The 25,736-nt window shown below is 70.7% G+C and carries 22 protein-coding genes, 1 tRNA gene and 1 pseudogene; 15 read left to right on the top strand and 9 right to left on the bottom strand.

Annotated elements, in window-relative coordinates:
* Positions 1-30: 30 nt before the first annotated feature.
* The 6 genes from QQZ13_RS08940 (at position 31) to yicI (ending at position 9,425) form a co-directional block, all read left to right on the top strand.
* Positions 31-2,556, top strand: coding sequence for an ATP-dependent Clp protease ATP-binding subunit (locus QQZ13_RS08940; RefSeq protein WP_284528673.1), 2,526 nt, complete (start codon positions 31-33; stop codon positions 2,554-2,556).
* Between the two features lie 183 nt (positions 2,557-2,739).
* Positions 2,740-3,753: a LacI family DNA-binding transcriptional regulator gene (locus QQZ13_RS08945; protein WP_284528674.1), complete on the top strand. Its 1,014-nt coding sequence runs from the start codon at positions 2,740-2,742 to the stop codon at positions 3,751-3,753.
* 139 nt (positions 3,754-3,892) lie between these two features.
* Positions 3,893-5,218: an ABC transporter substrate-binding protein gene (locus QQZ13_RS08950; protein ID WP_284528675.1), complete on the top strand. Its 1,326-nt coding sequence runs from the start codon at positions 3,893-3,895 to the stop codon at positions 5,216-5,218.
* A gap of 72 nt (positions 5,219-5,290) precedes the next feature.
* Positions 5,291-6,262, top strand: a complete 972-nt coding sequence (locus tag QQZ13_RS08955; protein WP_284528676.1) for a carbohydrate ABC transporter permease — start codon at positions 5,291-5,293, stop codon at positions 6,260-6,262.
* An 83-nt stretch (positions 6,263-6,345) separates the two neighbouring features.
* Positions 6,346-7,173, top strand: coding sequence for a carbohydrate ABC transporter permease (locus QQZ13_RS08960; RefSeq protein WP_284528816.1), 828 nt, complete (start codon positions 6,346-6,348; stop codon positions 7,171-7,173).
* A complete protein-coding gene (yicI, locus tag QQZ13_RS08965) occupies positions 7,173-9,425 on the top strand; it encodes an alpha-xylosidase (protein WP_284528677.1) in 2,253 nt (750 codons plus the stop codon). Before QQZ13_RS08960 ends, yicI begins: the two co-directional genes overlap by 1 nt.
* Here the strand turns inward: yicI and QQZ13_RS08970 are convergent.
* Together QQZ13_RS08970 and QQZ13_RS08975 are read right to left on the bottom strand one after the other, a co-directional pair.
* Positions 9,422-10,300, bottom strand: a complete 879-nt coding sequence (locus tag QQZ13_RS08970; RefSeq protein WP_284528678.1) for a transglutaminase family protein — start codon at positions 10,298-10,300, stop codon at positions 9,422-9,424. The two genes, yicI and QQZ13_RS08970, sit on opposite strands and share 4 nt — an antisense overlap.
* On the bottom strand, positions 10,297-12,834 hold the full coding sequence (locus tag QQZ13_RS08975) for a circularly permuted type 2 ATP-grasp protein (protein ID WP_284528679.1): 2,538 nt from the start codon (positions 12,832-12,834) through the stop codon (positions 10,297-10,299). Before QQZ13_RS08975 ends, QQZ13_RS08970 begins: the two co-directional genes overlap by 4 nt.
* Positions 12,835-12,963: 129 nt before the next feature.
* Here QQZ13_RS08975 and QQZ13_RS08980 point away from each other — a divergent pair, with 129 nt between their 5' ends.
* From QQZ13_RS08980 to QQZ13_RS08990, 3 genes are all read left to right on the top strand, one after another.
* A complete protein-coding gene (locus QQZ13_RS08980) occupies positions 12,964-13,503 on the top strand; it encodes an amino-acid N-acetyltransferase (protein WP_284528680.1) in 540 nt (179 codons plus the stop codon).
* A 45-nt stretch (positions 13,504-13,548) separates the two neighbouring features.
* On the top strand, positions 13,549-14,217 hold the full coding sequence (locus QQZ13_RS08985; RefSeq protein WP_284528681.1) for a hypothetical protein: 669 nt from the start codon (positions 13,549-13,551) through the stop codon (positions 14,215-14,217).
* Positions 14,218-14,606: 389 nt separating this feature from the next.
* Complete coding sequence (locus tag QQZ13_RS08990; RefSeq protein WP_284528682.1) at positions 14,607-15,014, top strand: dehydrogenase; 408 nt, start codon at positions 14,607-14,609, stop codon at positions 15,012-15,014.
* Between the two features lie 12 nt (positions 15,015-15,026).
* Here the strand turns inward: QQZ13_RS08990 and radA are convergent, their stop codons facing one another.
* The 5 genes from radA to QQZ13_RS09015 form a co-directional block, all read right to left on the bottom strand.
* The gene (gene radA / locus QQZ13_RS08995; RefSeq protein ID WP_284528683.1) at positions 15,027-16,385 is read right to left on the bottom strand and encodes a DNA repair protein RadA; all 1,359 of its coding nucleotides are present in this window, start codon (positions 16,383-16,385) and stop codon (positions 15,027-15,029) included.
* Positions 16,386-16,538: 153 nt separating this feature from the next.
* Positions 16,539-17,918 carry an HNH endonuclease signature motif containing protein gene (locus QQZ13_RS09000; RefSeq protein WP_284528684.1) on the bottom strand — a complete coding sequence of 460 codons (1,380 nt, stop codon included), beginning with the start codon at positions 17,916-17,918 and terminating at the stop codon, positions 16,539-16,541.
* Positions 17,919-18,067: 149 nt separating this feature from the next.
* Positions 18,068-19,021, bottom strand: a complete 954-nt coding sequence (locus tag QQZ13_RS09005) for an L-lactate dehydrogenase (RefSeq protein WP_284528685.1) — start codon at positions 19,019-19,021, stop codon at positions 18,068-18,070.
* Positions 19,022-19,078: 57 nt separating this feature from the next.
* Positions 19,079-19,708 carry a hypothetical protein gene (locus QQZ13_RS09010; RefSeq protein WP_284528686.1) on the bottom strand — a complete coding sequence of 210 codons (630 nt, stop codon included), beginning with the start codon at positions 19,706-19,708 and terminating at the stop codon, positions 19,079-19,081.
* 66 nt (positions 19,709-19,774) lie between these two features.
* On the bottom strand, positions 19,775-21,163 hold the full coding sequence (locus tag QQZ13_RS09015) for an MFS transporter (RefSeq protein ID WP_284528687.1): 1,389 nt from the start codon (positions 21,161-21,163) through the stop codon (positions 19,775-19,777).
* A gap of 84 nt (positions 21,164-21,247) precedes the next feature.
* On the opposite strand from QQZ13_RS09015, the gene QQZ13_RS09020 reads away from it, so the two are divergent.
* Positions 21,248-21,338, top strand: a tRNA-Ser gene (locus tag QQZ13_RS09020).
* A gap of 49 nt (positions 21,339-21,387) precedes the next feature.
* On the opposite strand, the pseudogene QQZ13_RS09025 reads toward QQZ13_RS09020, so the two are convergent.
* Positions 21,388-21,605: pseudogene (locus QQZ13_RS09025) on the bottom strand (tyrosine-type recombinase/integrase); the annotation flags it as partial.
* A gap of 173 nt (positions 21,606-21,778) precedes the next feature.
* Here QQZ13_RS09025 and QQZ13_RS09030 point away from each other — a divergent pair.
* From QQZ13_RS09030 to QQZ13_RS09045, 4 genes are all read left to right on the top strand, one after another.
* Positions 21,779-22,621: an alpha/beta fold hydrolase gene (locus tag QQZ13_RS09030; protein WP_284528688.1), complete on the top strand. Its 843-nt coding sequence runs from the start codon at positions 21,779-21,781 to the stop codon at positions 22,619-22,621.
* A 150-nt stretch (positions 22,622-22,771) separates the two neighbouring features.
* Complete coding sequence (locus QQZ13_RS09035; RefSeq protein WP_284528689.1) at positions 22,772-23,464, top strand: hypothetical protein; 693 nt, start codon at positions 22,772-22,774, stop codon at positions 23,462-23,464.
* The gene (locus QQZ13_RS09040) at positions 23,442-23,855 is read left to right on the top strand and encodes a phage holin family protein (protein ID WP_284528690.1); all 414 of its coding nucleotides are present in this window, start codon (positions 23,442-23,444) and stop codon (positions 23,853-23,855) included. The genes QQZ13_RS09035 and QQZ13_RS09040 overlap by 23 nt, the downstream gene beginning before the upstream one ends.
* Positions 23,852-24,412: a DUF3618 domain-containing protein gene (locus QQZ13_RS09045; protein WP_284528691.1), complete on the top strand. Its 561-nt coding sequence runs from the start codon at positions 23,852-23,854 to the stop codon at positions 24,410-24,412. Before QQZ13_RS09040 ends, QQZ13_RS09045 begins: the two co-directional genes overlap by 4 nt.
* Positions 24,413-24,486: 74 nt before the next feature.
* Here QQZ13_RS09045 and QQZ13_RS09050 read toward each other — a convergent pair whose 3' ends face one another.
* Positions 24,487-25,203, bottom strand: coding sequence for a TetR/AcrR family transcriptional regulator (locus QQZ13_RS09050; RefSeq protein WP_284528817.1), 717 nt, complete (start codon positions 25,201-25,203; stop codon positions 24,487-24,489).
* A 109-nt stretch (positions 25,204-25,312) separates the two neighbouring features.
* On the opposite strand from QQZ13_RS09050, the gene QQZ13_RS09055 reads away from it, so the two are divergent.
* Positions 25,313-25,681, top strand: coding sequence for a hypothetical protein (locus tag QQZ13_RS09055; RefSeq protein ID WP_284528692.1), 369 nt, complete (start codon positions 25,313-25,315; stop codon positions 25,679-25,681).
* The last annotated feature ends 55 nt before the right edge of the window (positions 25,682-25,736 follow it).

Here is a 25,736-nt window from a genome sequence, read left to right on the forward strand (position 1 = left end):
CAGAACACTCGGCGCGTGGAGGAGTGGACGATGTTCGAGAGATTCACGGACCGTGCCCGTCGCGTGGTTGTGCTCGCCCAAGAAGAGGCGAAGATGCTCAACCACAACTACATCGGCACCGAGCACATTCTGCTGGGCCTGATCCACGAGGGGGAGGGCGTCGCAGCCAAGGCCCTCGAGAGCCTCGGCATCTCGCTGGATGCCGTGCGCGAGCAGGTGCAGGACATCATCGGCCAGGGCCAGCAGCAGCCGACCGGCCACATCCCGTTCACGCCGCGCGCCAAGAAGGTGCTCGAGCTCTCGCTGCGCGAGGCGCTGCAGCTCGGCCACAACTACATCGGCACGGAGCACATCCTGCTCGGGCTCATCCGCGAGGGCGAGGGCGTCGCCGCCCAGGTGCTCGTCAAGCTCGGGGCCGACCTCAACAAGGTCCGCCAGCAGGTCATCCAGCTTCTGAGCGGCTACCAGGGCAAGGAGCCCGCGGGCGTCGCCGCCGGCGCCGGCGAGCAGAACCAGCCGGCCGCCCAGGGCGGATCGGCCGTGCTCGACCAGTTCGGCCGCAACCTCACGCAGGCCGCGCGCGACAACAAGCTCGACCCGGTGATCGGACGCGAGAAGGAGATCGAGCGCGTCATGCAGATCCTGTCGCGCCGCTCCAAGAACAACCCGGTCCTCATCGGCGAGCCCGGCGTCGGCAAGACGGCCGTCGTCGAGGGGCTGGCCCAGGCGATCGTCAAGGGCGATGTGCCCGAGACGCTCAAGGACAAGCAGGTCTACTCGCTCGACCTCGGCTCGCTCATCGCGGGCTCCCGCTACCGCGGCGACTTCGAGGAGCGCCTGAAGAAGGTCACCAAGGAGATCCGCACGCGCGGCGACATCATCGTCTTCATCGACGAGATCCACACGCTCGTGGGCGCCGGTGCCGCGGAAGGCGCGATCGACGCCGCGTCGATCCTCAAGCCGCTCCTGGCCCGCGGCGAGCTGCAGACGATCGGTGCGACCACGCTCGACGAGTACCGCAAGCACTTCGAGAAGGACGCCGCGCTCGAGCGCCGCTTCCAGCCGATCCAGGTGGCCGAGCCCTCGCTCCCGCACGCGATCAACATCCTGAAGGGGCTGCGCGACCGCTACGAGGCGCACCACAAGGTGCAGATCACCGACGGCGCCATCGTCGCGGCGGCCAACCTCGCCGACCGCTACATCTCCGACCGGTTCCTGCCCGACAAGGCGATCGACCTGATCGACGAGGCCGGCGCACGCCTGCGCCTCTCGATCCTCTCGAGCCCGCCCGAGCTGCGCGAGTTCGACGAGAAGATCGCCAAGGTCCGGGAGGACAAGGAGCGCGCGAGCGAGGACCAGGACTTCGAGAAGGCCGCCGCCCTGCGCGACGAGGAGAAGAGCCTGCTCGCCGAGCGTCTGCGCCTGGAGAAGCAGTGGCGCTCGGGCGACGTCGCCTCCCACGCGGTCGTCGACGAGGGTCTGATCGCCGAGGTGCTCGCGCAGGCCACCGGCATCCCGGTGTTCAAGCTCACCGAGGAGGAGACCAGCCGCCTCATGTTCATGGAGAAGGCGCTGCACCAGCGCGTCATCGGCCAGGAAGAGGCGATCGCGGCTCTGTCGAAGACCATCCGCCGCCAGCGCGCGGGGCTCAAGGACCCCAAGCGCCCGTCGGGCTCGTTCATCTTCGCCGGCCCCACCGGTGTCGGGAAGACGGAGCTCGCGAAGGCTCTCGCGGAGTTCCTCTTCGACGACGAGGGCGCGCTGATCTCGCTCGACATGAGCGAGTTCGGCGAGAAGCACACCGTCTCGCGGCTGTTCGGTGCCCCTCCGGGCTTCGTCGGCTTCGAAGAGGGCGGGCAGCTCACCGAGAAGGTGCGCCGCAAGCCGTTCTCGGTGGTGCTGTTCGACGAGATCGAGAAGGCCCACCCGGACATCTTCAACTCGCTGCTGCAGATCCTCGAAGAGGGTCGCCTGACCGACGGTCAGGGCCGCGTCGTCGACTTCAAGAACACGGTCATCATCATGACGACCAACCTGGGTTCCTCGGCGATCGCCGGCGGCCCGGTCGGGTTCCAGGTCGAGGGCAACGCGCAGACGAGCTACGAGCGGATGAAGGGCAAGGTGGACGAGGAGCTGAAGCGTCACTTCAAGCCGGAGTTCCTCAACCGTCTCGACGACATCATCGTCTTCCCGCAGCTGAGCAAGGACGAGCTCCGTCAGATCGTGGGGCTGTTCACCAAGCGGCTCAGCGAGCGTCTGCTCGACCGCGACATGACGGTGGAGCTGTCGGACGCCGCGAAGGACCGCCTGATCGAGATCGGCTTCGACCCGACGCTCGGCGCCCGGCCCCTGCGCCGTGCCATGCAGCGCGAGGTCGAGGACAAGCTCAGCGAGAAGATCCTGCACGGCGAACTCAGCAGCGGCGACCACGTCAAGGTCGGCGCGGAGAACGGGCAGTTCACGTTCGAGCACGGGCCGCGGGGCGAGAAGGTCGCGATCGGAGTCGGCGCCGCCGGCGAGATCAGCGCCACGCCCGACATCGCCGCCACCTCCTGACCTGACGCGACACACGAAGAGCGGATGCCACCCGGCATCCGCTCTTCGTCGTCTGTGCCGGCCGTCAGATATGTTGCCTGCTTCGACAAAGTCCTTGCGTCCACGCGTCGTGTCTGCGTACCATGCTCTCGAAGCGCTTCCGCGAAACGCTTCGAGCACCGCAGACGAGACGACGGAGTCGACATGGCGAACATCACCGAGGTGGCCGAGGCCGCCGGTGTGTCGATCAGCACCGTCTCCTACGCCTTGAGCGGCAAGCGGCCGGTCGCGCCGGACACGCGTCGCCGGATCGAAGCGGCCGTCCGCGATCTCGGGTACAGCCCCAACGCCGGAGCGCGCATGCTCGCCGGCCGGCGCACCCAGATCTTCGCCCTCACCGAGCCGCTGCGGGCCGATTCCCACGCGCCGACGCACATGTCGTTCGTGCTGGCGACCACCGTGGCCGCGCGCCGTCACGACTACGACATCCTGCTGCTCACCGACGAGCAGGCCTCGGCCGGCATGAGCCGCGTGGCCTCCAGCGGTCTCGTCGACGCGATCCTCGTCCTCGACGTCGGCCCCGACGACGAGCGCGTGCCCCTGGCCCGGTCGATCGACACCCCGACCATCTTCATCGGCGTCCCCGACGACAGGGCGGGGCTCGTGTGCGTCGACCTCGACTTCGAAGCCGCCGCGGTGCTCGCCGTGGATCGCCTCGTCGATGCGGGGCACCGGAGCGTCGGCCTCATCGGTCAGCCGGACGTCGCGTACGAGAAGTCGAACTTCCCGCCGCGGCTGCGGCGTGCGTTCGAGGCGCGCGCCGCCGAGCGCGGTGCGCGTGCCGTCGCGCGCACGTCGGGCGACCGCAGCACGAGCGCCGCGGCCACCCGCCGCGCCGTGGCCGAGATGCTCGATGACGGGGTCACCGCCCTCGCGGTGCACGCCGCCGACGACGTGCACCAGGTGGTCTTCGCCGAGCTCGCCGAGCGCGGCCTCTCGGTGCCGGACGACGTGTCGGTGATCTCGGTCGCCGCCTCGTTCGACACCGCCGCGCTTCCCGTCGAGGTGGATGTGATCCCCCTCATCCCCGAGGCGTCCTGCGATCTCGCGGTGGAGCTCGCGCTGCAGAGCCTCACCGACGAGCCGCCCGAGGCGACGCTGCACCTGATCCCTCCCACCCTCATCGTCCGCGGGTCGATCGCGCCGCCACGGCGCTGACCCGCACCTCCGCCCAACTGAACATCGCGCTTCTTCATCCGCGTCATCGAAGCGCTTCGACAACGGCTTCCGCGCCCGCGCCGACGCGTCGACGCATCCCGACAGACCAATGACGGTCACTGCGAAAGGAGTGCCACCGATGGCACGCATCACCCACAGCACCACCCGGCCGGCCGCGCGGCGAGGAGCCGCAGCGCTGGCCGTCCTGACGGTCGGAGCACTCGGCCTGGCCGCCTGTTCGGGCACCGCCGAGGAGACGCCCACCGAGGGCGGCACCCTCAAGCTCTGGCATTACGAAGGCGCCGACAGCGCCATGGGCAAGGCCTGGGCCGAGGCGATCGACGTGTTCGAGGAGGAGACGGGAGCCACCGTCGAGTTCGAGGAGAAGTCGTTCGAGCAGATCCAGTCCACCGCCAGCCAGGTCCTCGACACCGACGCGGCGCCTGACCTCATGGAGTTCAACAAGGGGAACGCGACCGCCGGGTTCCTCGCGAGCACCGGGCTGATCACCGACATCAGCGATGCGGTGGAGGAGTACGGGTGGGCCGACAAGCTGGCGCCGTCGCTCCAGACCACCGCGAAGTACAGCGACGACGGCGTCATGGGCGGGGACACGTGGTACGGCGTCCCGAATTACGGCGAATTCGTCGGCGTGTACTACAACCTCGACGCGTTCGCCGAGGCAGGACTGGAGGTCCCCACCACCTACGCCGAGTTCGTCGACGTGCTCGACGCGTTCGTCGCGAAGGGCATCACTCCGCTGGCCGAGGCCGGTGCCGAGTACCCGCTCGGCCAGCTCTGGTACCAGCTCGCGCTGAGCCAGGCCGACCGCCAGTTCGTGAACGACTACCAGCTCTACGAGAACCCCGTGGACTGGCAGGGCTCCGAGATCACGTACGCGACCGAGACGCTCTCGGACTACGTCGACAAGGGCTACATCGCCTCGGACGTGTCGTCGGTCAAGGCCGAGGACGCGGGGGTGTCGTTCATCAACGGCTCCGCGCCGATCTTCGTGTCGGGCTCGTGGTGGTACGGCCGGTTCGTCGCGGAGGCGACGGGCTTCGACTGGACGATGACCGCCTTCCCCGAGGCGACGCTGTCGCTCGGCTCGTCGGGCAACCTCTGGGTCGTCCCCGAGAACGCGGCCAACAAGGAGCTCGCGTACGAGTTCATCGACATCACGATGCGGCCCGAGATCCAGGCGATCATCGGCAACAACGGCGGCGTGCCGGTCGCGGCCGACCCCGCCGACATCACCGACGAGAAGAGCCAGGAGCTCATCACCGTGTTCAACGGCATCCTCGACGCCGACGGGCTGTCCTTCTACCCCGACTGGCCCGCGCCCGGCTTCTACGACGTGATCGTCCAGCAGCTGCAGGGTCTCGTCACCGGATCGCAGGACGTCGCCACGACCAACGCGAACCTCGGCGCCCAGTACGACGAGGGCACGGCCGACTTCCGCTGATCACCCGGGGCGGCGGCCGGCACCGCGCGCGGCCGCCGCTCCCCCCACCCCGTCCCGGACCGAGGAGTCCCCATGACCACCGCCACGCGACCCGTGCGGCGCATCCGCACCGCGCTCCCCGCGGACGAGCCGTCGATCCCGCAGCGCTCCGGCGGCACCGGCGCCTACTGGCTCTACCTGCTGCCCGGCCTCGCGCTGCTCGTCGTCGTCGTGCTCGTCCCGCTCGTCTGGAACGTGTACCTGACCTTCACGAAGTGGCGCGGGGTGCGCGAGCCGGAGTTCATCGGCCTCGAGAACTGGCAGAAGCTGCTCACCGACGACGACTTCTGGACCTCGTTCGGCAACTCCGTGTGGATGGTCCTCGCGATGGTCGTCGTCCCGACGATCGTGGGCCTCGCCGTCGCCGCACTCCTCTTCGACGTCGTCGGGCGGAAGTTCGGCGGCAGGGTCGGCAGCTTCCTGCGCGCCACGTACTACCTGCCGCAGATCCTCCCGGTCGCCGTCGCCGGCATCGTGATCGGCTGGATCGTGCGGCCCGGGGGCGAGGGCGCGCTCAACCAGATCCTCGCCGTCTTCGGCATCGGCCCGGTCGACTGGCTGGGTCAGATGCCCTCGGCGCTCCTGGTGCTCATGGTCGTGCTCGTCTGGGTGCAGATCGGCTACCCGGTCGTCGTCTTCATGGCTGCCCTGCAGCGGGTCGATCCCGAGCTGTACGAGGCGGCCGAGCTCGACGGCGCGAACTGGCGGCAGCGATTCACCGCGATCACGATGAGCATCATCCGTCCCGAGATCTTCGTGGTCACCCTCACCTGCACGATCGCGGCCCTGAAGGTGTTCGGCCCGGTCTACGTCATCACCGGCGGCGGTCCGGCCGGCGCGACGCTCGTGCCCGCCTACTACGCCTACCAGGAGTTCTTCACCAAGCGGAACGTCGGCTACGGCGCGACGATCGCGACAGTTCTCACGATCGTCGTCGTGATCGTCTCGATCGTCTTCATCCGGGTGCAGACCTCGCTCGAGCGCAAGGAAAGGGCGGGTCTGTGATGGCTGCCACCACCGTTCTGGTCACCGAGGCCGCTGCCGCCCGCGGCTCCTCGCCCCGGCCGCAGCGCCGCCCCCGCGGGGGGATGACGCGCAAGCGCGGCGTGGACTGGCTCCTCCTCGCGCTCGTCTCGCTCGGAGCCCTCCTCGTGCTGGCGCCCTTCTACCTGGTGCTCGTCAACTCCTTCAAGTCGCCGATCGACTACGCGACGTCGGGACCGCTCGCCTTCCCCGAGGCGCTGGACTTCACCGGCATACAGAAGTTCTGGGAGCGGGTGAACTTCCCGCAGAAGGTCTGGAACTCGATCCTGATCTCCGGCGTCGTCGCCGCGGCCGCGGTGCTGCTGTCGATGCTCAACGCGTTCGCGATCGGCATCGGGCGGGTGCGGGGGCGCGCCTGGATCGTGCTGCTGTTCCTGCTGGCGAACCTGCTCCCGCAGGAGGCGCTGCTCTACCCGCTGTACTACATGTTCAAAGAGGTCGGCCTCTACGACAGCGTGTGGGCGGTCATCATCATCTTCACCGTCGTGCAGGCCGCCTTCGGCACGTATCTGCTGTCGGCCGTGTACGGCACGTTCCCGAAGGAGATCCTCGAGGCGGCATCGCTCGACGGCGCCACGCGCTGGCAGATCCTCTGGCGGGTGGTCTTCCCGATCAGCCGACCCACGCTGTCGGTGCTGCTGATCTTCTTCTTCATCTGGACGTGGAACGAGTTCCTCATCCCGCTGACCTTCCTCGCGTCCAACGCCAACCAGACGGTGCCCGTCGCCATCAGCGTGCTGCAGGGCGACCGGCTCATGGACGTGACCACGACGAGCGCGTCCGCACTCCTGGGCATCATCCCGACGCTCATCTTCTTCCTCATCTTCCAGCGCACGCTCACACGCGGCATCACGGCAGGAGCAGTCAAGTAATGAAGTTCACCGACGGGTTCTGGCAGCTGCGCCCGGGCGTCACGGCGCTGTACGCGCAGGAGGCCTTCGACATCGAGGAGACCGACGCCACGGCCGACGGCCCCGGCCTGCGCATCACGGCGCCCACCGCGGTCATCACCGGACGTGGCGCGACGCTCAACCGCCCGGTGCTGACGGTCACCCTGTCGGCGCCCCGGGAAGGGGTGATCCGCGTCCGGGTCGCCCACCACGAGGGCGCGCCCTGGCACGGGGGCTTCGACCTGCCCGGAGCCCGCGACGGCGGAGCCGCGGCGGACGGCGCCGCCGAGGTCGGGGTGGACGACGCCGGGGGCACGGTGCGCTCCGGCGCGCTCACGGCGCGCGTGGCGGCGGGTGCGCCCTGGTCCCTCTCCTTCGAGGTGGACGGACGCCGGGTGACCGGCAGCGGCCACAAGTCGGCGGCCTATCTGCGGCTGAGCGCCGACGCGGCCGTCGACCACGGCATCGTCGGCAACGCGCGCGCCGAGACGGGGGTGCCCGACGAGCGCGTCTTCGTGCACGAGCAGCTCGACCTCGGGGTGGGGGAGACGATCTACGGCCTCGGGGAGCGGTTCGGCCCCCTCGTGAAGAACGGCCAGTCGGTCGACATCTGGAACGCCGACGGCGGCACCTCCAGCGAGCAGGCGTACAAGAACGTGCCGTTCTACGTGTCCTCCGCCGGCTATGGCGTGCTCGTCAACGACCCGGGTCACGTGTCCTTCGAGGTCGGCTCCGAGGCGGTGGAGCGCGTGCAGTTCGCCGTTCCCGGCGAGGTGCTCGAGTACTTCGTCATCGCCGGACCCACCCCCGGCGAGGTGCTGACGCGCTACACGGCGCTGAGCGGGCGACCGCCGGTGGTCCCGGCGTGGTCGTACGGACCGTGGCTGTCGACCTCGTTCACGACCGACTACGACGAGGCCACCGTCACCTCCTTCATCGAGGGCATGGCCGCGCGCGACCTGCCGCTGTCGGTGTTCCACTTCGACTGCTTCTGGATGCGCGAGTTCAACTGGTGCGACTTCGAGTGGGATCCGCGCGTCTTCCCCGACCCGGAGGGGATGCTCGCCCGTCTCCACGACCGCGGGCTGCGGGTGTCCGCCTGGATCAACCCCTACATCGGCCAGCGCTCGCCGCTGTTCGCCGAGGCGGCCGCAGCCGGGTACCTCGTGCGCCGCCGCGACGGCTCCGTCTGGCAGTGGGACCTCTGGCAGGCGGGCATGGGACTCGTCGACTTCACGAACCCGGCAGCCACGGCCTGGTACCAGGGGCACCTGCGGCGGCTGCTCGGACAGGGCGTCGACTGCTTCAAGACCGACTTCGGAGAGCGGATCCCGACCGATGTCGTCTGGCACGACGGCGCCGACCCGGCCCGTATGCACAACCTCTACACGCAGCTGTACAACCGCGCGGTGCACGACGTGCTCGTCGAGCAGCGCGGCGCGGGGGAGGCGGTGCTGTTCGCCCGGTCCGCGACCGCCGGCGGCCAGACGATGCCGGTGCACTGGGGCGGCGACAACACGTCGACCTTCGTCTCGATGGCCGAGAGCCTGCGCGGCGGACTGTCGCTGGCGATGAGCGGGTTCGCGCACTGGAGCCACGACATCGGCGGCTTCGAGGGCACCCCCGACCCCGCGGTGTTCAAGCGCTGGACGGCGTTCGGCCTGCTCTCGAGCCACAGCCGCTTCCATGGGTCCGACTCCTACCGGGTGCCGTGGGCCTTCGACGAGGAGGCGGTGGAGGTGACGCGCCGGTTCTCCCAGCTGAAGATGCAGCTCATGCCGTACCTGTACCAGCTCGGCCTGGATGCGGCCGAGTCCGGCCTGCCGCTCATGCGGCCGCTGTGGATGGAGTTCCCGGACGACCCCGCCGCCCGGTACGTCGATCGCCAGTACATGCTCGGGCCGAGCCTGCTGGTGGCGCCCGTGTTCACCGCCGACGGCGAGGTGGAGTTCTACCTGCCCGACGGGCGCTGGACGAGTCTGCTCACCGGTGAGACGGTCGACGGCGGGCGGTGGCGCCGGGAGCGGCACGGCTTCGACTCGCTGCCGCTGTACGTGCGTGCCGGTGCGGTGCTCCCGTGGGGGGCGCGGGTCGACCGTCCGGACTACGACTACCTCGAGGGCCTGCGGCTGCGGGTGTTCCCGGGCGGGGAGGGGCAGGCGACCGTGGTCGTCACCTCCCCGGACGGCCGGCGCGAGGAGTTCGTGGTGGATCTGTCGGAGGTGACCGGCTAGAGCGGGGCGACGTCGACCGACACGCGCAGCGTGGAGGTCTTGGCCTTCGTGTAGATGATCCCCTTCACCGGGGAGACGTCGCCGTAGTCCCGTCCCCAGGCGACGGTGACGTAGCGGTCGTCGGCCCAGTGGTTGTTCGTCGGGTCGATCGCGAGCCACTGGTCGGTGCCGGGGAGCCAGACGGCCAGCCACGCGTGCGAGGCATCGGCGCCGAACACCCGCTCCTTGCCGGGCGGGGGCTGGGTGGCCAGATAGCCGGAGACGTAGCGCGCGGCCACGCCGTGGGCCCGCAGGCACGCGAGCGCGACGTGGGCGAAGTCCTGGCAGACGCCGGCGCGCTTGCGCATGGCGTCGGCGACGGTGCTCGTGACGGTCGTGGCGGTCGCGTCGTAGTCGAAGTCGCGGAAGATCCGCTCCATGAGGTCGGTCGCCGCCTCGCCGATCGGGCGGCCGGGCGTGAGCGACTGCGCGCCGTAGGCGGCGGCCTCGGCGTCGTGGCGTACGCGCGGCGACTCGATCGCGTACTCGGTCGCGCGCCACGCCTCGGCGATGCCGGGGTGCACGAGCGGGCGGGCCCGCTCCCACGGCTGCGCCAGCGCCGACGCGTCGTACACCGGCACGTCGACGGCCACCTCGCTGGCCGACTCGATCGTGAGCGCCGCATGCGGATCGGTCACATGGAAGTAGGTGGACGCGTTGCCGAAGTAGTCGACGTCGGCCGCGAGGTCGCCGGGCACGGGATCGACGGTGACGGCCGCCTGCGAGACGCGCTGCCACGGAAGCTCGCGCGGGACCAGGTGGAACTGGCCGACGCTGTCCTTCACCGGCTTGGCGTAGGTGTAGGCGGTGCGGTGCCACACGCGGTAGCGCTTCATGCGCGCGCCTCCATGAGCTCGACCAGCGACAGCTCCGACAGCGGCACCGGCGGCGGCCCGCTCTCGAAGTGCAGGCGCGTGATGGCGTCCGACAGCTGCTCCAGCTGCGACTCGACGTCGTCGAGGTAGGCGGCCAGCGCCGGCCGGCGGCCCGCGGTGACGGCGGACAGCTCGGCCACATCGATCTGACGCAGCTGCGTCTCCAGGTGGTCCAGCAGCCGCTCGGCGCGCGTGGACCCGGTCGAGGCGGGCATCGCGGCCAGGTGGCCGCGGAGCTCGACGAGCGTGAACAGCAGCGACCGCGGGTTGTCCGCGTCGAGCAGCAGCAGGTCGAGCACGTCGGCGGTGCGCGTCGATCCCCGGTAGCGGCGGCGGTAGGTCACCACGCTCTCGGATGCCAGGAGCAGTGCCTCGAGCACCTCGCGGTCTCCGCGCAGGTCGCGGCGCTCGGTGGCGCCGACGCTCAGCAGCTGGCAGATCTGCAGCCCGCGCTCCAGATGCCGGCCCGCCTCGATCATGTGCCACCCGGTGTCGCGGATCATGTTGGCCGTGACGCCGTAGAGCGACAGGATCGCGGCGAGCATGCGGCCGCCCGACTCCGCCGTGCGGTGCGCGTGCACCGAGCCCTGCAGGGCGCGGGTGGCCCGGTCGATGTTGGAGAACACGCGCCAGGTGTCGCCCGAGAGCTGATCGCGGACGCTCTCCATGGCCTCGCGCAGCCGGGCGATGGAGTGCGCGGCCGAACCGGGGCGGTGGGTGTCGAGCAGCAGCGAGCGGAACTCCGCCTCGGGGTCGGTCCATCGCGTGCCGGCCAGCCGGTGCAGGGCCGCCAGGAGCACGCGTGCGCTGGGCTGACCGCCGGCCGGCGCACCCGGCTGGTCGAACTCCGCCTGCGTCGCCAGCAGCAGCCGCAGGAGGTCCTCCGTGCGCTCGGCGTAGCGGCCGGTCCAGTACATGTCCGACAGTGCGCGGGGAGCGAGGGTCGGGACGGTGCGCGCCGTCTGCAGGGGAGCGATCTCGGTCAGCCCCTGGTCGGCGTCGGTCTCGGCGCCCTTCAGCACCCAGACGTCCTTCGTGATGGGGGCCGACGTCGCGGTCGCCCGGATCGTCGCGAGGCCGCCGACGAGGGGGCGGTAGGCCGAGCCGTAGCGCAGGGTGAAGGCGCGGAAGCTCATCGCGCGGGCGGAGGCCCGGCCGGAGGATCCGGACCCGGCGTTCCACACGGGAGCCTGCGACAGCGGGAGGAGCTCCTGTCCGACGAAGCGGTGGGGCTCCGCGTCGATGAGGGCGAGGATCTCGTCGGCCGTGCGATCCGCGAGCGCCTTGCGCGGCTCGTCGATGCGCCGCACGAGCAGGGTCGGGTCGCCCGCGGCGAGGCGGGTGCGCACGAAGGCGCGGTCGTCGGGGTCGCCGCACCACCAGGTCGTGACCGACGGCAGCCGCAGCTGCTCGCCGAGGAGGTGCTCGCACGCGGCGGGGAGGAACGGCAGCAGACCCGGGTTCTCGAGGACCCCGGCGCCGAGCCCGTTGACCAGGCGCACCCGGCCGCGCCGCACCGCCTCGGCGAGGCCTGCCACCCCCAGGCGCGAGTCGGCGCGCAGCTCGAGCGGGTCGCACCACGCGGCATCCACTCGCCGGATGATCACATCGATGCGTTCGGTCGGCTTCTTGCCGGGCCATCCTGCCGGCTTCATCCACACCCAGCCCTCGTGCACGACGAGGTCGCTGCCCTGCACCAGCGGGAATCCGAGCGCACCGGCGAGGAACGCCTGGTCGAACGCGGTCTCGGACAGCGCTCCCGGAGACAGGATCACGATGCGCGGGTCGTCGACGTCGGCGGGGGCGTGCGACAGGAGCGCGGCCCGCAGCGCGGCGAAGTACGGCTCCATGCGGTGCAGGTCGCCCTCCTGGTGGAGGTCGGGCAGCACCTGGGAGATGACGCGCCGGTTCTCGGCCGCGAAGCCGAGTCCCGACGGAGCCTGGACGCGGTCGGCCAGGACGTGCCACTCCCCGTCTGCAGACCGGCCGAGGTCGGTCGCCGACAGCAGCAGCGGATGGGGGTCGAACGCGCTCTCGCGACCCATCGGACGGATGAACCCGGAGTGGCCCACGACGACGGCGGCGGGGACGATGCGCTCGCGCAGCAGGGTCTGCGGGCCGTACAGGTCGACGAGCAGGGCGTTGAGCAGCTCGGCGCGCTGGGCGAGGCCGACGTCCAGCGGTGCCCAGCCGGCGGCGTCGATGACGTGCGGCATCGGGTCGAGCTGCCACGGCTGGGTGCCCGTGTCGGGCCGGATGTACGAGACGCCGTCGTCGGCGAGGAACCGGGTGATCTCGCCCTCGACGCGCCGGAGCTCGTCGGCGGTCAGCGACAAGGCGTGGGTGGCCAGGCTCTTCCAGCCGGGACGGAGCCCGCCGTCGCTGTCGACGACCTCGTCGTAGCGCGTCGCCGCGACCGAGCCGTCCACCGAGGGCGCGTCGAAGGGCAGTGTCGGCTGCGACACTGCCGTGGCGTAGTCACGCAGCACACTCACGCCGGCCCCTCCTCCAGACACCCAGAGTACGGGTCCCGCGGGGGTGCGAGGCGCCACAGGCGACGACCGGGAGCGTGCAGCTCGCGGACGCCGGCCCGGGCGCCGGGCGCGGCGCAATACAGTGGTGCGGTGACCGAAGCACAGGCTCCCGCGCGCGCCGAGCGCCGCTACACGGTGCGCCCGGCGCGCACCGGCGACGTCCGCGGCATCCTCGACCTCCTCGATCCGTGGGTGCAGCGCCGCATCCTCCTCGGCAAGGAGCTCGTGACGCTGTTCGAGTCGGTGCAGGAGTTCGTCGTCGCCGAGATCGACGGCCGCCTCATCGGGTGCGGCGCGCTCCACGTGATGTGGGAGGACCTCGGCGAGATCCGCACACTCATCGTCGCGGAGGACTGGCTGCACCACGGCGTCGGCGGTGCGATCGTCGCGCGGCTGGAGGAGCAGGCCCGCGCGCTCGGCCTCACGCGGCTGTTCTGCCTCACCTTCGAGGTCGAGTTCTTCTCCCGCCGCGGCTTCACCGAGATCGGCGAGCAGGTCGTCGACCCCGATGTCTACTCGCAGCTGCTGCGCAGTCCCGACGAGGGTGTGGCGGAGTTCCTCGACCTCGCCCACGTCAAGCCCAACACGCTCGGCAACACGCGCATGCTCAAGACGCTCGAGGGCGCCTAGGCGCGTCCGCCGCGGGCGCTCGGCGCAGCCGCTTAGCCTGGGACGGTGAGCACTCGCCCCGTCCGTCGACACTCGCCCGCCGTGTACCGGCGGCGGCGGCTCGCGGTGCTGCTCCTCGTGGTGCTCGTGATCGGCGCGGCTGTCGCCCTCGCCCTCTGGCGGCCGTGGGAGGGCAGCGCGGCGGCGGCGCCGTCGCCGAGCTCGTCGGGGACCGCAGCCTCGCCGGACGCCTCGCCCAGCGCCTCGGCCGGTGCGCCGGCGACGCCGTCCGGGACGCCGTCCGCCGCGGCCTCGCCGAGCCCGTCGGCCAGCACGATGCCGGTCTGCAGCTCGGGCGATGTGACGGTGTCGGCCGTCACCGACCGCGACAGCTACAGCGCCGGCGCGGAGCCCCAGCTGTCCATCCGCATGGAGAACGGCGGCGACACGGCGTGCGCCATCAACGTCGGCACCGCCGCGCAGTCGTTCACGATCTCGAGCGGCACCGACGTGTGGTGGCGCTCGACGGACTGCCAGACCGAGCCGAGCGACCAGATCGTCCAGCTCGACCCCGGTCAGACCGTCTCGAGCGTCGAGCCCCTCGTGTGGGACCGCACGCGGTCCTCGGTCAGCACATGCGACGACGACCGGCCGAGGGCACTCGCGGGGTACTACAACCTCGTCGTCTCCGTGGGGGGAATCGACTCCGAGCCGACGCAGTTCCGCCTGCGGTAGAGCGGCTGGGACCGGTCACAGGTACTGAGAACATTCTCATGAATTGTCCCCCTAACGGTGGACACACGCTCAGGAAGTCGTGCTTACACTGGATACAGCTCCCATTCGGCTAACCCCCGTTGTCCCCAGCAGCGGATATCGAGATCAACCCCAGTGATCTCGATCTCGGATCCCGGCCGTGGTGAGCGCAGGGCCCTCTCGAGTTTCCCAGTCCCCAATGGGGGGATCGAGAGGGCCCATCTCTTTGCCTCGAATCGTTGCCTCGAGTATCCGGGGATCTCTGCCCCGAATCTTCGCCCCGATCCCTCCGCTCCGAGCCCACAGCCCCGAGCCGGTGACCGTCTGCTCCGGGCGGCCGAGTGCGGAACGGCGCGAATAGGCTGGTGTCCATGGCCGGCAAGAAGCGTGCGAAGGACAAGCCCCCGCTCGATTTCCGCAATCCGCAGCTGGCGGACGCCCTGCAGACCCAGGACATGGCCGCCCTGGCGTTCGCCCTGCGCCACGGGCCGACCGTCGTGCCGCTGATGCGGCCGGGTCAGCGCGACAATCCGCTCGACACCGGCGAGGTGTGGACCTATCGCGACCCGAACACCGGTCAGGTCGCCCTGCTGCTCTTCAGCGATGCGGCGCACAAGCCGGCCACTCTTCCGCCCGCCGTCGGGCTGCAGTCGCCGGGCTGGCTGCGCGCGTTCCTCGGGGTGCACGGCGACGAGATCACCACCGTCATCTTCGACGTCGCGGGGCCTCATCCGATGCAGGCCTCTCCGGCCGACCTGATCGCGGCGCTCGATCTCTGACCGCTCCGGCGCTCAGAATCCGGGCTCGTCGTCGGTGTCGGGCCGGTGGCGGCGCGCGACGTCCTGGAGCGCGCCGGCGAGATCGCGGGAGGACGTGTCGACGATCGCGGTGTAGCCCAGGCGCTCGGCCTCGGTGCGTCGCTGCGCATGCTGGGTCACGGCGCGGATCTCGCCCGAGAGGCTGAGCTCGCCCACGGCGACCAGTCGCGCGGGGTTGGGTCGCTCGCGGACGGCGGAGGCCACGGCCAGCGCGATGGCGAGATCGGCCGCGGGCTCGGTGAGCCGCACGCCGCCCACGGTGGAGACGTAGACGTCGTGGGTGGACACCGCGATCCGCGCACGCTTCTCGAGCACCGCGAGGATCATCGCCACCCGTGCGGAGTCGACGCCGCTGACGATGCGGCGCGGGTTGGGTGCCTGGGTCTGGATCGTGAGCGCCTGGACTTCGACCGGGAGCGCTCGGCGCCCCTCGAGGGCGACGGTGACGCAGGAGCCGGGCTGCCGGGAGCCGTGTCCGAGGAAGAGGCTGCTGGGGTCGGGGACCTCGGCGATGCCGTCGCCGGTCATGTCGAAGCATCCGACCTCGTCGGTGGCGCCGAACCGGTTCTTGAGCGCGCGCACGAAGCGAAGCGAGGTCTGCCGGTCGCCTTCGAAGTGGCACACGACGTCGACCAGGTGCTCGAGGATGCGGGGGCCGGCGATCGATCCGTCTTTCGTGACGTGACCGACGATGATGACGGGCAGGTCGCGCTCCTTGGCGATGCGGATGAGCGTGGAGGCGACCTCGCGTACCTGGCTCGGGTGACCGGCGACCCCGTCGCTCAGCGACGACGAGACGGTCTGCACCGAGTCGACGATGAGCAGCTCGGGCCGCACCTCGTCGATGTGACCCAGGATGGTCGCGAGATCGGTCTCGCTGGCGAGGTACAGCTCATCGTGGAGCGCTCCGGTGCGCTCGGCGCGCAGGCGCACCTGGCCGAGAGACTCCTCGGCGCTGGCGTAGAGGACGCGTCGCCCCGCCCGGGCGCTCTGCGCGGCCACCTCGAGGAGCAGCGTCGACTTGCCGACGCCGGGTTCGCCCGACAGCAGGATGGCCGCGCCGGGGACGATGCCTCCGCCGAGCACGCGGTCGAACTCCCCGACGCCGCTCGTGCGCCGCGGTGTCTCGCTCGTGTCGATCGACGTGATGGGCTGTGCGGCACGGCTGGGGGCGAGGGCGGTGACGCTGTGCACGATGCCGGTCTGCGTCGCCGCCTCGACCACGGTTCCCCACTGCTGGCACTCGCCGCAGCGGCCGACCCACTTGGATGCGGTCCACCCGCACTCGGTGCAGCGGAATGCGGTCGCCGCAGCGGGTCGTCGGGATGCCATGTGCCCAGCGTACGGCGGGCCGCCGACACGGCTGCCGTCGGCGCGACAGTTGTGCGCAGTCGTCGTCGCCTGGGCCGCCGGGAGGGGACGACGACTGCCAACTTCATGGTGCGGACGTGGGGGAGCAGGCGGGATGGGCACGCGGGCGAGCGGTCAGAACGGCACGTCGGATGCGCCGGCGCCGGGGTCGCGTGCGCGGTCGGTGGAGAGGCCGGCATCGGTGGTGAGGCCGGGGCCCGGGTCGGGGACGAACGTGAGGGTCCGCGCTGGCCGGTCGGGGTGCTGTCTGCCGGTGGGGCTGGTCCAGTGCAGCACCCCGTCGGGTGTCTGTCTGACCCGCCACGCGGAGTGGTGTTTCAGGGTGTGGTGCCGTCGGCAGAGGTGGGCGAGGTTGGTGATCTCGGTGGGTCCGTCGTGCTGCCTGGCGGTGGTGTGGTCGATGTCGCACCGCCGGGTCGGGATCCGGCAGCCCGGGAACCGGCAGTGCTCGTCCCGCACCTGCAGGGTCCGTTTCAACTGATCCGAGGGGCGGTACCGGTCCACGGCGAGCACGGTGCCGGTGACGGGGTGGGTGAGGACCCGGTCCCACCCGGTTGCGGTACCCGCGAGCCGGAGCGCGGTGGCGGTGTCGATCGGGGCGTGGCCGGTGAGCTCTGCCGGTGTGGTGTCCGCGCCGAGGGCCGTGAGTGCCGGCACCGTGATCTGCACGTGCGCGACGATCGCCTCCGTTTCGGGGATCGACGCGTTCGAGACCTCGGGCGTCGCGTGCCCGGTCAGCAGCAGGTCCGCGAACACGTCGGCACGGATCTCGTCGATCCGCCGGCAGTCCTGCGCGATCGACGTATCCAGCAGCGTCGCGGCACCCGCCTCTGCGCTCCCTGCACCACGGCGTGCGTCGATGACGCGCCGCGCGTATCGGTCGAGGCGGTCACGGATCCCGTGCGCCAGGTGCGCGGGCAGCGTCGCGATCAGTTCGGCCATCCCGTGGTCCAGATCCCGCACCCACACGCACCGCCCCCGCGCCGCGACCGCGTGCCGCTCGGCGAGGGGGACGGGGTGCAGGCGGGCGGCGAGCATCCGCACCGCCGGCCGCAACCGTCCGGGCGTCTCCCGCCGGGCCACCTCGACCGCGGCCTCCTCGAACACGGCGCGGGCCTCGTCGTCGTCGATCGGCAGTCCCGCCTCGACGATCACCCGCACGTGCGCCCCCGAGACGTCCCCGGCAGCGAGAGCGGCCCACGCCGCAGGGAACCGCTCCGTCAGCACCACCGCGTCGGACAGCTGCCGCTGCACCGTCCGATCCGATACCCGCAGCGCGGCGCCGAGCTGCGCCGCCATCGACCGCAGCGGAATGTCCCGCACCTCCGACGGTCCCGGCACGTCCTCCTGCGCCCGCACCACTACCACGGCCCGCGCCAGAACTGCCGCCTCGCGGGCCTGCAGCGCCGCCATCCCGCGTCGGATCTCGACGAGCTCCTCCACCACCGCATCCACGCCGAACGTCGCCGGGCGGAGCAGAGCGGTGTTCGTCATGCCTCCATCCTTCCCGGAGGCACCGACACCGACACCGACAAAGCCCCGGTCAGGGCCGCTTCCTGTGGATAACGGCGCAGCCAACCCACCTGGGGAGGAAACCCCGAACCCCCAGCCGCGAAGCCGCGGCCTTCACCGACTGACCGGGCTCAGCGGAGCGAGGCGGCGACCTCGCGCAGCGCGCCGGCGGAGTGCTGCAGCAGGTCGAGCTCGTTCGGCGCGAACGTCGTCTCGCGGATCGGTACCGCGCCGACGCTGCTGACCACCGACGGAACGGACAGTGCCACGCCGGACACACCGTGGAAGTCGTCGAGCACCGTCGAGACCGGCATCACGGCGTGCTCGTCCTGCAGGACCGCCTCGACGATGCGGGCGCTGGACAGGCCGATCGCGTAATTGGTGGCGCCCTTGCCCTGGATGACCTTGTACGCGGCGTCGCGCACGTCGACGGCGATCTGGTCGAGCTCCTCGGCGGTGAACTTCGGCTGACCGTTGAGCGGCACCCAGTCGAGGATCGGCACCGTGCCGATCGTCGCGTGCGACCACAGCGGGAACTCGGTGTCGCCGTGTTCGCCCACGATGTAGGCGTGCACGCTCGCGATCGAGACACCCGCGCGCTGCGCGATCTTCCAGCGCAGCCGCGAGGTGTCGAGCACCGTGCCGGAGGCGAAGATCCGCTCGTACGGCAGCCCCGTGGACTCCTGCGCGAGCACCGTCAGCACGTCGCACGGGTTCGTGACGATGACGAAGACGGCATCGGGGGCGACATCGAGCAGCTGCGGCATCATCGTCTTGAGGATCCCGGCATTCACCCCGGCCAGCTCGATGCGCGTCTGACCCGGCTTCTGCTTCGCGCCCGCCGTGATGACCACGACGTGGGATCCCTTCGCGACCGAGATGTCGGCGCCGCCGATGATGTCGCTCGACCCGGTGAACTGCGCGCCGTGGGCGAGGTCGAGCACCTCGGCCTCGGTCTTCTCGGCGGCGATGTCGTACAGCGCGACGTGACGCGCGGACCCGCGGATGAGGGCGGCGTAGGCGACGCTGGAGCCCACCGCGCCGGCGCCGACGACGGTCAGTTTCGAGTTCTCGATCACGCTCATGGGCCCAGTTTGGCAGGCGGGGGATGCCGCGGCCAGCGGCGTGGCGGGGCTCCCTGCTTACGGGGTGACCCAGATGTCCGTTCCGTCGCCGACCGACAGCACCACGGCCGGACTCGTGCTGTGCTCGGTCTCGAACACCAGCGTGCCGCCCGACGCCTGGCCGGGCTCCAGCGTGCCCATCGGCGGCGACTGCTCCTCGAGGCGCAGGTCGGGGTCGGCGTCGACGATGTCGGTGGCGGAGCCCGCGTAGCGGATCCCGATCGTGGCCACATCGGCGGCCTCGCCGCCGGAGCGCGCGATCATCACCTTGACGACGGCGAACACCTTGCCCTCGGCGGGGACCGCGTCGGGCGAGGTCGACTGCACGTCTTGCGTGGCATCGGCGTCGAGTTCGGTGACGACGATCGTGAAGCAGTCGGCGACGATCTCCTCGCCCACCCGGTACGGATCGGCGGCGGTGCCGGCGGGCGCGTCGGACGCCGCGGCCGGGCAGTCGCCCTCGGGTTCCGCGCCCGGGTCGTCGCCCGGCGTCGTCGGGGAGGGGGAATCGGTGGCGGGGGTCGTCGCCGGCGATGGTGAGGATGACTCCGTCGGCTGCGTCGCGGTCTCGGCCGCGCATCCCGTCGTGAGCAATGCCATCCCCAAGAGCATCGCCAGCGCCGACCGCCGAAGCGGCAGGCTCTTCATCCCGTCATCCTCGCATCCCCTCGTCGTCGCAGCCAGGGGTTGCGCCGTCGAGAGGCCGATGCTCTGTCAGGACGCCGGCTGGTCGGCGCGCTCGCTGCGGTGCAGCGCATTGCGGATGCCGACGAACGACACGGCGGCCCCGGCTGCCAGCAGGACCGTCGTCACGATCGCCGCGCGGTGGAAGCCGGCGAGGTCCAGCGCGCCACCGGTGACCGCCGCCAGCGCTGCGATCGCCAGCAGCCCCGCGACCCGGGCGACGGCGTTGTTGACGGCCGATGCGATCCCCGACCGGTGGTGATCGGCCGAGCCCAGGATCGCCGAGGTGAGCGGCGCGACCGTGACCGCGAGACCCAGTCCCAGCAGGATCATGCCCGGCAGAACCTGCAGCCAGTAGTCGAAGTCCTCGGACACGGTCAGCAGCAGCGCGGTGCCGACCGCCATGATCAGGGGGCCGATCGTCATGAACAGCCGCGGTCCGACCCGTCCCGCCCACGAGCCGATCCTCGAGCTGAGTGCGATGACGATGAGTGTCGTCGGCAGGCTCGCGAGCCCCGCGAGCGTTGCGCTCAGGCCGGCGCCCTGCTGCAGGTAGACGGCCACGACGAAGCCGTTGAGGGAGAGCCCCGCGTAGACGAAGAACGTCGCCACGTTGCCGGCGGAGAAGTTGCGGCTGCGGAAGAGGTCGAGCGGCAGGATCGGCGCGTCGGTCAGGTGCTGGCGCCACACGAACGCGGCGAGCAGGAGAATGCCGGCCGCGAGTGGGATCCAGATCTGCGGGGCGTCCCAGCCGGAGTGCGGCTGCTCGATGAGCGCGAAGACCGCCGCGCCGAGGCCGAACGTGCAGAGCGCCGCGCCGAGCCAGTCCACGTGCGCGCCGGGCTCGCGCTCGTCGGCGACCCCCATGCGACCCACCAGCCAGAGGCAGACGCCGATCGGCAGCACGTTCAGCAGGAAGACCCAGCGCCACGAGAAGAGGTCGACGATGACGCCGCCGATCAGCGGGCCGACGATCATCGCGCTGGTCGTGAGCGAGGTCCAGATGCCGATCGCGCGCGAGCGCAGCGGATCGTCCATCGTCGAGGTGATGAGGGCCAGCGAGCTCGGCACCAGGAACGCACCGGCCGCACCCTGAAGTGCGCGGAACGCGATGAGGAGCGTCGTGTCGGGCGCCAGGGCGACGGCGACGGACGCGATCCCGAAGCCGATGAGCCCGATACGCAGGACGAGAACCCGCCCGTACGCGTCGCTGACGGCACCGGCGACCAGGATCAGCGCGCCGAGGGTGACGAGGTAGGCGTCGACGGCCCACTGCTGCGTCGACAGGCCGCCACCGAGCTCGGCCGCGATCGCGGGGAGTGCGACGTTCACCACGGTGCCGTCGAGGAACGCCACGAACGAGCCGAGCACCGCGACGGTCAAAACGGTGCGCTGCGATGTCGTCATCCGCTCGGCCATGGGTTCACCGTACGCCCGTCCGCCGACGTCGGGGGTGAGGGCGACGATTCGCGGCATCCCCGCGGATGACGTAAACTCTTCGGCGGTGACGTGTCCGAGCGGCCGAAGGTGCAACTCTCGAAAAGTTGTGTAGGGTAACCCCCTACCGTGGGTTCAAATCCCACCGTCACCGCCACGATAAGACCCCCGAGAACCGCGGAATTACGCGGATCGTCGGGGGTCTTTCACATTGTCGGACCTTCGTGTGGCAACAGCATGGCAACAACTGAGGACGATCGGGCGCGATCGAGCGCGTCCGACACGCGGTTGAGGTCTTCGTCGAACAGGTCGGCGTAAGTGTCGAGAGTCATCGATGCCGAGGCGTGCCGAGCACGCGTTGTACTTCCTTAACGTTGGCGCCGGCGCTGATCGCGAGACTGGCCGCGGTGTGCCGGACGTCGTGCGATGAACGGAACGTGGATGGTGGCCAATCCTCCATCAGATCCGTCACTTCGAGGTCGAATGGAGCGTACTTCGCGATGACTTCGTCGGAAGAGCTCCGAATCGCCCTATCAGCCGGCGCGGGCGTCGGACAAGCCCCTCGGTCGCCTGTATGGGCTCGCGCACTGTGGTGGCATGTCGCCACACGGGGAGCAGGTGACCCGCGAGGGCGGCTTCCGCCGAATGACCGGCGTCCGGAGAGGGTGCGTCACCGTCGAGCGGTCGTCGTCCCGCGGACTGCCGTTCCGCCTGTCGACCTCGACGGTGCGTGGCGCGACACTCCGGGTGGTGCTCGTCCACGGGATCGGGATGTCGCACCGGTACATGCGTCGACTCCACGAGGCTCTCCGGCTGCAGGCGACGGTCGTGTCGGTCGACATGCCGGGTCACGGTGGTGTGCGCCGGCCCGACGGTGATGCCACGGTCGCCGACATGGCGCTCGCGCTGGCCGAAGCGGTTCCGGCGGTGCCCGGCGTCACGACCGTGTGGGTCGGCCACTCGATGGGCGCCCAGTGGGTCACGGAGCTCGTCGGATCGTCGCATCCGGGGCGCCGAGCGGGGAGACCCGCCGACGGCATCGTCCTCATCGGACCGGTCGCCGACGCGCGCCGTCGCTCGCCTCTCGCGCATGCCGCGAGACTCGGCAGCGACATGCTGCGCGAGTCGCCGCTCGCCAACGCGATCGTCCTGGGCGACTATGTCCGCTGCGGCATCCCGTGGTACGTCGCGCAGCTGCGGCACATGCTCGCCTACCCGATCGAGGCGCGGCTGAGCGCGGTCCCCGTGCCCGTGCTGGTGCTCCGCGGAAGCCGTGACCCGATCGCCGTCACGGAATGGTGCCGGCTGCTCGCAGATCGCGCGCCCGATGGCCGCCTGATCGAGATCGGCAGCCACGCCCACATGGTGCAGCACGGCGCCGCCCGGGCCGTGGCCGACTGCATCGTCGAGTTCGCTCGGGACGCCGCGCGGAGCCAGTGAGAGCGAGCCTCGGCGCGCGCGACTTACAGCGTAAGGTGCGTGCGGTCAAGGGACCTGACCGCGCGATCGCGTCGGCCTACACCTGTTGCACCGGTCGATAGATCGGTCTGCGAGAGGAGCACCAGGTCGGATAGTTACGGGACGGGCCCAATGGGCTCGCACGACGGGGCCTCAGGCTCGTCGGGAAAGGTCGACGCGGCCAAGCAGGAAGCCGCGGATGTGAAGGACACGGCGGTCACGGAGGCCAAAGAGGTCTTGGGGACGGTGAAGGAAGAGGCGGCCACCGTCGTCGGCGAGGCGAAGTCGCAGGCGAAGGATCTCTTCGCCCAGGGCCGGCGAGAGCTGACCGACCAGGCGAACTCCCAGCAGCAGCGCCTTGCACGCGGGCTCCGCTCCACGGGTGACGAGTTGGGCGCGATGGCGTCCGGTTCGGGCGGCGCCGGCCTGGCGGGCGATGTCGCCCGGCAGGTGTCGAGCCGTCTGTCGGCTGCGGCGACGTGGCTGGGTGAGCGCGATGCCCAAGGCGTCGTCATGGAGGTGAAGCGGTTTGCGCGGCGCAAGCCCGGGACGTTCATCCTGGGTGCGGCACTCGCCGGCGTCGTGATCGGCCGCCTGACTCGGGCCCTGGCCTCCAGCGCGTCCGAGGACACCGCCGCGCCGGCCGCCGCTCCGGCGCCGCGAGCCGCGGATCCCGCGTCCGTCGACGCGCCCGTCGTCGCGCCTGTCGATGCGCCCAACGGACTGACGGCCTCGGCCGACCGCGCCGAGACACCCATCTACGCGCAGACCGTTCCGGCGCAGACACCGCGGGAGGGCCAGGATGACCGACCCGACGCCCTCTGAGGAGAAAGCGGCGACGACCTCGTTGGGCGACCTTCTCGGGGAGGTCAGTCGCGACGTGTCGACGCTGATGCGTCAGGAGGTCGCGCTCGCGAAAGCCGAGCTGAAGGAGTCCGCGACACGGTCGGCCAAGGGCGGCGGATTGATCGGCGGCGCCGGGTACGGCGCCGCGATGGCCGTGTTCTTCCTGTCCGTCGCGCTGTGGTGGTGGATCGGGACGCTGATCGGCGGTGGCTGGGCGGCGGTGATCGTCGCGGTGATCTGGGCTGCCGTCGCCGGCATCCTGTTCGCCGCCGGACGTCGGCAGTTCGCGGAAGTGCAGGGCGCCCCCCGGACCGTGGAGACGCTCAAAGAGATACCGGAAACGCTGAAAAGGAACGAGGAGAACCGATGACCGATTCACCAGATGAGATCCGTGCCGAGATCGAACGCACGCGACGAGAGCTGGGCAGCGACGTCGACGCCCTGGCGGACAAGGTGTCGCCTTCCAAGGCGGTCGACCGGCAGATGGCCAAGGTGCGCGGTGCGTTCGGCTCCGTCCGCGAGCGCGTGATGGGAGCGGCCGACGACGCCGGATCGTCGCTGTCGGACGCCGCCGATCATGTCGGTGACGCCAAGGACCGGGTCGTCAGCACGGCGCAGGGCAATCCGCTGGCGGTCGGGCTCATCGCGCTGGGTGCCGGACTGCTGGTCGCCTCGCTCATTCCCGCGTCCGCCAAGGAGAAGGACCTGGCGGCGCAGGTGAAGGAGGGCGCGCAGCCGCTCGTCGATGAGCTGGCCGACGTCGCCAAAGACGTGGGGGAGCATCTCAAGGACCCCGCGCAGCAGGCCGTCGACGCCGTCACGCACGCCGCTCAGGACTCGGCGGCGGTGGTCACCGAGGATGCGCGGTACGCGTCCGACAAGGTCAGGGACCAGGCGGAGCAGTCCCGAGACAACCTCGCCGGCTGACCGCCGACCACGCGTGGACGGGGGCGGGCCCGCCGATCGGCGGACTCGCCCCTCACGTCGTCGCCGAGGGGCTCCTACTGGCTGAGCTCCCGGCTGAGCCGATCGAGGAGGATCTCGAGCGATGCCTCGAACTCCTCGTCGCTGCGATCCTCACTCAGGAGGCCTCGGAGGCGCATGACCTCCGGCGCATCCTCCACGCTGCGGGCGGCGTCCCCCTCGGGAATGTCCGCGTCGCCCTCGTCGAGAGGCTCGTCCGCCGGGGAGACCACCGCACCACGGACGGCGGACTCCAGGAGCAGCTGGCCCAGGAGGAAACTCGTGAACGACCGGTAGGCGCCCACCGCCTGCACATCGGTGAACCCGTAGCCGAGGAGGGCCGCCAGGAACGCGTCGACGACCTCGATGCTGCGCAGCGGCGGTCGCAGCCACGGCGCCGCGGGATGCCGGGTCGCCACGAGCGGGAAGGCCTTCGGGTGGTCGACGGCGATCAGTCGCACCTCGTGGGCCAGGCTCTGGAGGAAGCCCTGCCAGTGCTCGGTGAGCTCGGCGTTGAGTCGCGAGATCAACCCGCCCATCAGCGCGTCGACCACGCCCTCCAGGAGGTCCTCCCGGCCGTGCACGTACCGATACAGCGACATCGCCTCGACGCCGAGCTCCTTCGCGAGCGAGCGCATCGACAGGCCGTCGGTGCCGGCGCGATCGATCTGGGAGAGCGCCGTCCGCACGATCAGCTGCCGGCTCAGGCGGCCACTGTACGACGTCGTCTCGTCGCTCTGCGCCTGGCTCGACATCACCGCCCGAATCTCGCTGCGGTCTCGGTCAGCTCACTCCGCAGCGTCCGCCCACACTAGCTGCCTTACTTTGTAAGCAGCATCCTCCGTCCTCGGATAGAGTGCGACCGTGGGAACCATCTACTACGGCGGCTCGGCGACACCCGTCCATATCGAAGACCGGGCGCTGGCGCATCTGAAGGTCGTGGTCGCCACCAAGCTGCGCCGAGGCGAGAGCTTCACGCTCTCCTGGCAGCATCCCGACGGCCAGGAACGCGGGCGCAGCACGCTGTGGCTCCATCCGTCGATACCTCTGCGATTCGTGTTCGACGAGCCCGATCCCCCCGAACTCAGTCGGGCGTGGCTCGAGGAGCTCTCGCAGACGGCGAGCTCCTCCGGTGGGATCTCGCTCGTGGCGGAGCACATCGCATCCACGCCGCCCGAGGTGCCGGACCCGTCTCCGCAGCAGGTGGTGGTGGCCAAGGCCCCGACCGCGTGAGCGGTCCCCCGCACGAGCTCCGGGTCGGCACGCCGTCCTAGACGCGATCCGCCGG

This window comes from Microbacterium sp. T2.11-28 (assembly GCF_950097975.1).
In the GTDB taxonomy this organism is placed as follows: domain Bacteria; phylum Actinomycetota; class Actinomycetes; order Actinomycetales; family Microbacteriaceae; genus Microbacterium.

Coding starts and splice junctions, on each gene's coding strand:
- QQZ13_RS08940 (WP_284528673.1), top strand. CDS start 31: ATGTTCGAGAGATTCACGGACCGTGCCCGTCGCGTGGTTGTGCTCGCC.
- QQZ13_RS08945 (WP_284528674.1), top strand. CDS start 2,740: ATGGCGAACATCACCGAGGTGGCCGAGGCCGCCGGTGTGTCGATCAGC.
- QQZ13_RS08950 (WP_284528675.1), top strand. CDS start 3,893: ATGGCACGCATCACCCACAGCACCACCCGGCCGGCCGCGCGGCGAGGA.
- QQZ13_RS08955 (WP_284528676.1), top strand. CDS start 5,291: ATGACCACCGCCACGCGACCCGTGCGGCGCATCCGCACCGCGCTCCCC.
- QQZ13_RS08960 (WP_284528816.1), top strand. CDS start 6,346: ATGACGCGCAAGCGCGGCGTGGACTGGCTCCTCCTCGCGCTCGTCTCG.
- yicI (WP_284528677.1), top strand. CDS start 7,173: ATGAAGTTCACCGACGGGTTCTGGCAGCTGCGCCCGGGCGTCACGGCG.
- QQZ13_RS08970 (WP_284528678.1), bottom strand. CDS start 10,300: ATGAAGCGCTACCGCGTGTGGCACCGCACCGCCTACACCTACGCCAAG.
- QQZ13_RS08990 (WP_284528682.1), top strand. CDS start 14,607: ATGGCCGGCAAGAAGCGTGCGAAGGACAAGCCCCCGCTCGATTTCCGC.
- radA (WP_284528683.1), bottom strand. CDS start 16,385: ATGGCATCCCGACGACCCGCTGCGGCGACCGCATTCCGCTGCACCGAG.
- QQZ13_RS09000 (WP_284528684.1), bottom strand. CDS start 17,918: ATGACGAACACCGCTCTGCTCCGCCCGGCGACGTTCGGCGTGGATGCG.
- QQZ13_RS09005 (WP_284528685.1), bottom strand. CDS start 19,021: ATGAGCGTGATCGAGAACTCGAAACTGACCGTCGTCGGCGCCGGCGCG.
- QQZ13_RS09010 (WP_284528686.1), bottom strand. CDS start 19,708: ATGAAGAGCCTGCCGCTTCGGCGGTCGGCGCTGGCGATGCTCTTGGGG.
- QQZ13_RS09015 (WP_284528687.1), bottom strand. CDS start 21,163: ATGGCCGAGCGGATGACGACATCGCAGCGCACCGTTTTGACCGTCGCG.
- QQZ13_RS09030 (WP_284528688.1), top strand. CDS start 21,779: ATGTCGCCACACGGGGAGCAGGTGACCCGCGAGGGCGGCTTCCGCCGA.
- QQZ13_RS09035 (WP_284528689.1), top strand. CDS start 22,772: ATGGGCTCGCACGACGGGGCCTCAGGCTCGTCGGGAAAGGTCGACGCG.
- QQZ13_RS09040 (WP_284528690.1), top strand. CDS start 23,442: ATGACCGACCCGACGCCCTCTGAGGAGAAAGCGGCGACGACCTCGTTG.
- QQZ13_RS09045 (WP_284528691.1), top strand. CDS start 23,852: ATGACCGATTCACCAGATGAGATCCGTGCCGAGATCGAACGCACGCGA.
- QQZ13_RS09050 (WP_284528817.1), bottom strand. CDS start 25,203: ATGTCGAGCCAGGCGCAGAGCGACGAGACGACGTCGTACAGTGGCCGC.